Here is a 7,612-nt window from a genome sequence, read left to right as displayed (position 1 = left end):
CGCGGTGCGCTCGGCCTCCTGGCGGGGGCGGAAGAAGCTCGGGGGCGGCGTGGGCTGCTGCTGGGGCGGGGTGGGCGGCTGGATCGGCTTGGGGAGGAAGACCGTGGCGCTGTCCGCACCCTGGGTGGACTCGCCGCCCGCGTCGGACGTGCCGGTCTTCCGGGGGTCCGAGCTGGGCGGCTTGGGGAGGTTGGCGACCGTGCGGTCCGCCTCCGACGACCTGGCGGGGCTCGCCGCGCCGAGGTGCCCGCCGCCGTCATTCGTGGACGACGTGGGGTCGGCGTCCTTCGGCTGGTCCGCCGCGGGCCTGTCGGCGCTCGGTGGCCTGGGGAGGTTGACGGTCTGGCTGTCGGTGGCGGGTGGCTTGGCGAAGCTGAGGGCCGCTTTGCTCGCGTTCTCCGGCTTCGGCGGCGTGTCCGGTTGGGGCTTGTCCGCCTGGGACGGAGTCGGTGCCGGCTCGATGGCTGGTTGGAAGAGGTTGGCGGCCGCGCTCGCCGAGGTGGGGGTCTCGCTCGGGGTGGGCCATGCCGGTCGGTCGGCGGCGGAGCCTCCGAACCAGCTGTGGGAACTGGCTTGTTCGTCCTCGTTCTCGTTGTCCCGCGCGGCGGCTGGCTGCTCGGCCTCAGGCTCCGGGGTCTCCGCCTCAGACCCGGAGGACTCCGGCTTCGACTCGGGGGACTCCACCGTCGACCCGGCGGGCTCCGCCGTCGGCTCGGCGGGCTCTGCCGTCGACTCCGGGGACTCCACCGTCGACTCGGGCGTCTCCGCCGCTGACTCCGGGGACCCCACCGTCGACTCGGGGGACTCCGCTGGCTCGGGGGTCTCCGCCCTCTGCTCGGGCGTCTCCGCCTGTGACCCAGGGGTCTCCGCCGCTGGCTCCGGGGTCTCTACCTTCGACTCGGGGGTCTCGGCGTTCGGTTCGGAGGTCTCCGCCGCCGGCTCAGGGGCCGCCGGCGTCGTCTCGGCCTCGGCCTCGACCGGCTCGGCGGGCCTGTCCGGTGCCGGCTCGTCGGTCGCTTCGGCCTGCCGGGTGGGCTCCGGCTCGTCCTCCGGAGATTCCGGGGAGACATCACTCGACCGGGTGGACTTCGACGCCGACTCCGGCCGGTTCGGCCATTCTGGAGACGCCTTGGGCTGGACCGGCCGCACGAACGCGGTCTTCTCGGCGTCCGGGTTCTTGGCCTGTCTCGCCAGCTCGGCCACCGGCCAGCTCACCGGCTGCGTGCGTTGCTGGGCCGGTCTGACGTGCGTTCTGTCACGTCCCGGCTCGGGCTCCTCCGCGGCCGGCGGGTCGAACCAGCCGCCGGGCGACGCCTCCAGCTGCTGGTCAGGGACCGGCAGCTGGTGGGTCTCGGCACCGCTGACCGGCGCGGACGGTTTGTCACCCGTCCGGTCGTCGTCGGTTGTCGGCCAGAGGTCGCCCTCCCCAGGCTTCGGCACGTGCCCTCCCCAATCGGTCACCAGCAGTACGCCAGACTAGCGACAACCGACACGAGCCGATTTGAGCGAGGAAACCGTGGAGTTCGACGTCACGATCGAAATCCCCAAGGGTATGCGCAACAAGTACGAGATGGATCACTCGACCGGGCGAATCCGTCTCGACCGGACTCTGTTCACCGCCACCCAGTACCCGGCTGACTACGGCTTCGTGGAGAACACCCTCGGTGAGGACGGCGACCCGCTCGACGCGCTCGTGCTCGTCCAGGAGCCGACCTTCCCCGGCTGCCTGATCAAGTCCCGCGCGATCGGCATGTTCCGCATGACCGACGAGAAGGGTGGCGACGACAAGGTGCTGTGCGTGCCGGCGGAGGACCCGCGCACCGAGCACCTGCGCGACATCCACCACCTCGCCGAGTACCACCGGCTGGAGATCCAGCACTTCTTCGAGGTCTACAAGGACCTGGAGCCGGGCAAGAGCGTCGAGGGCGCCACCTGGGTGGGCCGCGACGAGGCCGAGAAGGAGATCGTCCGCTCCTACGCCCGCCTCAAGGACGCCGGCGGCGTCTACCCCCACTGACGAGCGAGCCCGCACGCCCGTGAACGGGCGTGCGGGCTCTCACCTCCCCGGGTCAGTGCGCGATCGCGGCCGCCGCGGCGGCCTCCTGCTCGTCGGAGGCGGTCCGCTGGATGCCCGACTGAGTCGACAGCGGCGTCTCCTTGAGGAACCAGACCAGGACGAACGCGACGGCCACCACGAACCCGCCGACCATGAACACGGTGTCGGCCGACTCGGCGAAACCGGTCAGGATCGGCCGGGCCAGCGTCGGGTCGAGTCCCTTGAGGAACTCGGTGTTGTTCAGGTCGAGGCTGCTGCTGCCACCCTGCAGGCCCTTGGCGAACTGCGGGTTCTGCTGCAGTGCCGCCAGGAACGCGGGGTCGTTCCGCACGCCGATGAACGCGTTCGCGATCTTGTCGCCCACGGTGCTGAACAGGATCGACAGGAACACCGCCGTGCCGACCGTGCCGCCGATCGACCGGAAGAAGGTCGCCGCGGCCGTCGCCACACCCATGTCCCTGGGCGGCGCGTCGTTCTGGATGGACAGGATCAGCGTCTGCATGCACTGGCCGAGCCCGAGGCCGGCCAGCCCCATGATCAGCATGGTCTTCCACAGCGGCGTGTCCACCCCGATCTGCGCGAACAGGAACAGCGCGGCCGTGATGAGCCCGAGCCCGATCACCGGGAACCGCTTGTAGCGGCCGGTCTTCGAGATCAGGATGCCGCTGCCCATCGACGCCGTCAGGATGCCCGCGGTCATCGGCAGGGTGAGCAGACCCGACTCGGTCGGCGTCGCGCCCTTCACGATCTGCAGGTACAGCGGGATCGTCATCATCATCCCGAACATGCCGAGGCCCATGACGAAGTTGATGACGTTCGTCAGCGAGAACGTCGGCCGGCGGAACAACCGCAACGGCAGCAGCGCCTCGTCACCCATCCACCGTTCGATCAGCACGAACCCGATCACGCCGATCACACCGGTGCCGTACATCGCGAGCGACCTGCCGGAGCCCCAGCCCCACTCGCGCCCCTGCTCGGCGACGACCAGCAGCGGCACCAGCGCGACCGTGAGCGCGGCGGCGCCCCAGTAGTCGACGCGGTGGTCGACCTTGTTGTGCGGGACGTTCAGCACCTTCGCGACGACGAACAGCGCGATGATGCCGACCGGCACGTTCACCAGGAACACCCAGCGCCAGCCGTCGATGCCGAAGATCGTGTCCGCGCCGGCGAAGAACCCGCCGATGACCGGGCCGAGCACGCTGGACGTACCCCAGACGGCCATGAAGTAGCCCTGGTACCGGCCGCGTTCCCGCGGCGAGATGATGTCAGCGATGATCGCGAACACGAGCGACATCAGACCGCCGGCACCGAGGCCCTGCAGCGCGCGGAACGCGGCGAGCTCGTACATCGAGTTCGAGATCGCGGACAGCGCGGAGCCGGCCAGGAACAGCGAGATCGCCGTCAGGTACAGCGGCTTGCGGCCGAGGATGTCGGACAGCTTGCCGTACAGCGGCGTCGAGATCGTCGAGGTGATGAGGTACGCCGTGGTCACCCAGGCCTGGACGGTCTGGCCGTGCAGTTGGTCGGCGATCGTCTTCGTCGCCGAGCCCATGATCGTCATGTCGAGCGCGGCCAGCAGCATGCCCATCATGAGGCCCGCGACGATGGTCATGATCTGGCGGTGCGTCAGCCCGCCAGAATCCCCCTGCACCTCGGGCTCCACGCGCGAGGTTGTCTCTGACATCTACTTCTCCCCTTCAGAACGCGCGAGTGCGACGCATTCGTTGATCACATCGGGCAGGTTGCGCTCGTGGTCGGCCACGAAACGGTCGAGGAGGTCCAGGAACGTGTCCCGGTCCTCGGGCGCCCACTGCCGTACTACGCGAGCCAGCGCGAGGCCGATGCGCCTGCGCTGCTCTTCCAGGAGCTTGAGCCCCGTCTCGGTCGGCGCGAGCACGCTCGCCCGCCCGTCCTCGGGATCCGCCCTCCGCTCCACCAGACCGTCACGCACGAGTGTGGCGATCTGCCTGCTGACCGTCGACGGGTCGGAGTGCACCGCCATCGCGAGTGCGCTCGACCGGCTCGGCCCCATGTGCGTGAGCGCCTTGATCAGCATGACCGCCGAGCGGTCGACGCCCGCCCGGCTCATCTTGTGCCCGAGCGTCGCCTGCTGCTTGCCGAGCGCGAACATCGCACTGACGAGCCGCCGGCCCGCCTCGATCTCCGCCTGGGACAGTTCGGCTGCCTCGGAGTCGATCCCCGCTGCGACCACGACCAGCCCTCCCTGTTGCTTGCATCATCCAATTAGTTGGTCGATACAAGCATGCACTTACTCTAGATCATGAGGCAAGCGAATTATCCTGTGATGCATGTCCCATGACCTGGGGAAACGGTCACAAAGGGACATGCAGGACGTACCCGGCGGTGAAGATCACGCGGAGATCGAGCAGGACTCGTTACCGAGCCACAGTTGGCGAAGGTGTGGCGCACGATACAGACTGCACCCGTGCTCCGACTCCTCGGCTCGTTGCTGACCGCCGCCTTGGTCCTCACCGCTGCGGCACCGGTCGTCGCTGCCGCACCTGTCACGCAGTGCGTACCCGACCGGACCGCGCCGAAACAGCAGCTGCGTGCCGAGTGGATCGCGAGCGTCACCAACATCGACTGGCCCTCGCGGCGCGGGCTCACGGTCGACCAGCAGAAGGCCGAGCTGGTCCGCTGGTACGACGAGGCGGTGGCGCTGGGGCTCAACGCGGTGGTCGTACAAATCCGGCCGACGGCGGACGCGTTCTGGCCGTCACCCTACGAGCCGTGGTCGCAGTGGCTGACGGGCACGCAGGGCCAGGACCCCGGCTACGACCCGCTGGCGTTCGCGGTCGCGGAGGCGCACAAGCGAAACCTGGAGTTCCACGCCTGGTTCAACCCGTTCCGCGTGTCCATGGACACGAACGTCAACGCGCTGGTGCCGACCCACCCCGCGCGCGTGCACCCGGACTGGGTCGTCGCGTACGGCGGGAAGCTGTATTACAACCCCGGGATTCCCCAGGTCCGGAAGTTCACCATCGATGCGATCATGGACGCGGTCCGGCGCTACGACATCGACGCCGTGCACTTCGACGACTACTTCTACCCGTACCCGGTCGCGGGCCAGACCTTCGACGACGCGGCGACGTACGCGACCTACGGCGGCGGGCTCCCGCTGGCCGACTGGCGGCGCAAGAACATCGACTCGCTGATCTCCGGGCTGTCGGCCGCCATCCGGTCCGCGAAGCCGTGGGTGCAGTTCGGGGTCAGCCCGTTCGCGGTGTGGCGCAACGCGGCCACGGACCCGGCCGGCTCTCCGACGCAGGCCGGCGTGCAGACCTACGACGACCTGTACGCGGACACGGTCAAGTGGGTGAAGCAGGACTGGCTCGACTACATCGTGCCGCAGGTGTACTGGAACATCGGGTTCACGGTGGCGGACTACGCGAAGCTCGTGCCGTGGTGGTCGGCGGTCGTGTCCGGGACGCACGTCAACCTCTACATCGGGCACGCGAACCACAAGGTGGCCGTCCCGACGCAGCCCCCGGCGTGGCAGGACCCCGACGAGATGAGCCGGCAGCTGACCTTCAACCAGGACTACCCGCAGGTCAAGGGCGACATCTACTTCTCGGCGGCCCAGGTCCGGGCGAACCGGCTGGCACACATGTCGATCGTGCGGGCCGACCACTACCAGCACCCCGCGGAGCCGCCGACGGCCGGCCGGCTGGTGGAACGCGGCCCGAGCGCACCGCTCGTGGCCGACGCCACCCGGACGCCGGGCGGCGTGCGGGTGCGGTGGCTGTCGAACGCGGCGACGTCGTTCGCGGTCTACCGGCTGGACGGGCACGTGTTCGCCAGGCGGTGCGACCTGGCCGACGCGACGCACCTGGTGGGCACCGTCCGGGCGGCGCGGGGTCCGCTCCAGTCGTTCACGGACCCGACGGCCGTGCCTGGCCAGCGGTACAGCTACCTGGTGACGGCCCTGGACCGGTCCCACAACGAGGGCCGGCCCAGCACGCCCCGCTTCACCCGCGCCTGAACGCCGGGGAAGGCACGTTCGGGTCCCGAACGCGCCTTCCCTGTCGGTGCCGCTAGGCCCAGCCGGGCATGGGGTAGGCGGCCAGGAGTTCCTTCACCTCGGCGGCGACGGTCGCGATGGCGGCGTCGTCAGCGTCGTTGGCGGCCGTGATCGCCCGCTCGATCCACTCCGCGATCTGCGGCATCTGCTCCGTGCCGAGCCCACGCGTGGTGACGGCGGCCGTGCCGAGCCGGACGCCGGACGGGTCGAACGGCTTGCGCGGGTCGAACGGCACGGTGTTGTAGTTGAGCTCGATGCCGGCGCGGTCGAGGGCCTTGGCCGCGGGCTTGCCGCCGATGCCCTTGCCGGTCACGTCCATGAGGATCAGGTGGTTGTCCGTGCCGCCGGAGACGAGGTCGAAGCCGCGGGCCAGCAGCGCGTCGGCCAGCGCTTTGGCGTTGGCGACGACCGCCGCCGCGTACTGCCGGAACTCCGGCTGCGCGGCCTCCTTCAGCGCGACGGCGATCCCGGCGGTCGTGTGGTTGTGCGGCCCGCCCTGCAGCCCCGGGAAGACGGCCTTGTCGAGGGCCTTCGCGTGCTCGGCGTCGGACATCAGCATGGCGCCACGCGGCCCGCGCAGGGTCTTGTGCGTGGTGGTGGAGATGACCTGCGCGTACCCGACCGGCGACGGGTGGGCGCCACCGGCGATGAGCCCGGCGATGTGCGCGATGTCGGCGACGAGGACCGCGCCGACCTCCTTGGCGATCTCGGCGAACCCGGGGAAGTCGATCGTGCGCGGGATGGCCGTGCCACCGCAGAAGATCAGCTTGGGCTGCTCCTTCAGCGCCAGGTCCCGCACCTCGTCGAGGTCGACCCGGCCGGTGTCCTTGCGCACGCCGTACTGGACGGCGTTGAACCACTTGCCGGTCGCGGAGACGGACCAGCCGTGGGTGAGGTGGCCGCCGGCGGGGAGCGCCATGCCCATGACGGTGTCGCCGGGCTGCGCGAGCGCCAGGTAGACGGCCAGGTTCGCGGGCGAGCCGGAGTAGGTCTGCACGTTCGCGTGGTCGACGCCGAAGAGCGCCTTGGCCCGCTCGATCGCGAGGGTCTCGATCTGGTCGATGAACTGCTGGCCCTCGTAGTACCGCTTGCCGGGAGATCGCCGACGAGGTGGGCGCGATCTTGATGGTCGACGCCGCCCACTTCATCGGCCTGGTCGCCGGCAAGGCGATCCCCAGCCCGGTGCCCTACGCCGACGTCGTCACCTTCACCACGCACAAGGTGCTGCGCGGCCCGCGCGGCGGCGCGTTCGTCTGCAAGGCCGAGCACGCCAAGGCGCTGGACAAGGCCGCGTTCCCGATGATGCAGGGCGGCCCGCTCATGCACGCGGTCGCGGCGAAGGCGGTCAACCTCAAGGAGTGCCTGCAGCCCGAGTACCAGGCCTACGCGCGGCAGGTGATCGCCAACGCCCAGGCGCTCACCGACGGCCTGGCCGCCGAGGGCCTGCGGCCGGTCGCCGGCGGCACCGACACCCACCTCGCGCTGCTGGACCTGCAGGAGACCGGCGTGACCGG

The 7,612-nt window shown here is 70.1% G+C and carries 5 protein-coding genes and 2 pseudogenes; 3 read left to right on the top strand and 4 right to left on the bottom strand.

The genetic code is table 11. The annotated features are described in order from the left end of the window. The coding region (locus tag ACJ73U_RS02090; protein ID WP_407775766.1) for a hypothetical protein at window positions 1–1,440 on the bottom strand (1,440 nt) is incomplete at its 3' end. 76 nt (window positions 1,441–1,516) lie between these two features. Between ACJ73U_RS02090 and ACJ73U_RS02085 the strand changes: the two genes are divergently transcribed. Beyond that, window positions 1,517–2,017, top strand: coding sequence for an inorganic diphosphatase (locus ACJ73U_RS02085; protein WP_407775767.1), 501 nt, complete (start codon window positions 1,517–1,519; stop codon window positions 2,015–2,017). Between the two features lie 52 nt (window positions 2,018–2,069). On the opposite strand, the gene ACJ73U_RS02080 is transcribed toward ACJ73U_RS02085, so the two are convergent. Next, a complete protein-coding gene (locus ACJ73U_RS02080) occupies window positions 2,070–3,740 on the bottom strand; it encodes an MDR family MFS transporter (RefSeq protein WP_407775765.1) in 1,671 nt (556 codons plus the stop codon). Then, window positions 3,741–4,268, bottom strand: a complete 528-nt coding sequence (locus ACJ73U_RS02075; RefSeq protein WP_407775764.1) for a MarR family winged helix-turn-helix transcriptional regulator — start codon at window positions 4,266–4,268, stop codon at window positions 3,741–3,743. A gap of 234 nt (window positions 4,269–4,502) precedes the next feature. Between ACJ73U_RS02075 and ACJ73U_RS02070 the strand changes: the two genes are divergently transcribed. After that, on the top strand, window positions 4,503–6,059 hold the full coding sequence (locus tag ACJ73U_RS02070) for a family 10 glycosylhydrolase (protein WP_407775763.1): 1,557 nt from the start codon (window positions 4,503–4,505) through the stop codon (window positions 6,057–6,059). Between the two features lie 52 nt (window positions 6,060–6,111). Here the strand turns inward: ACJ73U_RS02070 and glyA are convergent. After that, window positions 6,112–7,191, bottom strand: a pseudogene (gene glyA, locus ACJ73U_RS02065) (serine hydroxymethyltransferase); the annotation flags it as partial. Here glyA and ACJ73U_RS02060 point away from each other — a divergent pair. Next, window positions 7,191–7,612 (top strand): annotated as a pseudogene (locus tag ACJ73U_RS02060) (aminotransferase class I/II-fold pyridoxal phosphate-dependent enzyme); the annotation flags it as partial. The pseudogenes glyA and ACJ73U_RS02060 sit on opposite strands and share 1 nt — an antisense overlap.

This window comes from Actinophytocola sp., from assembly GCF_045807065.1.
GTDB lineage: Bacteria > Actinomycetota > Actinomycetes > Mycobacteriales > Pseudonocardiaceae > Actinophytocola.
This window is presented reverse-complemented; position numbering and strand designations above follow the sequence as displayed.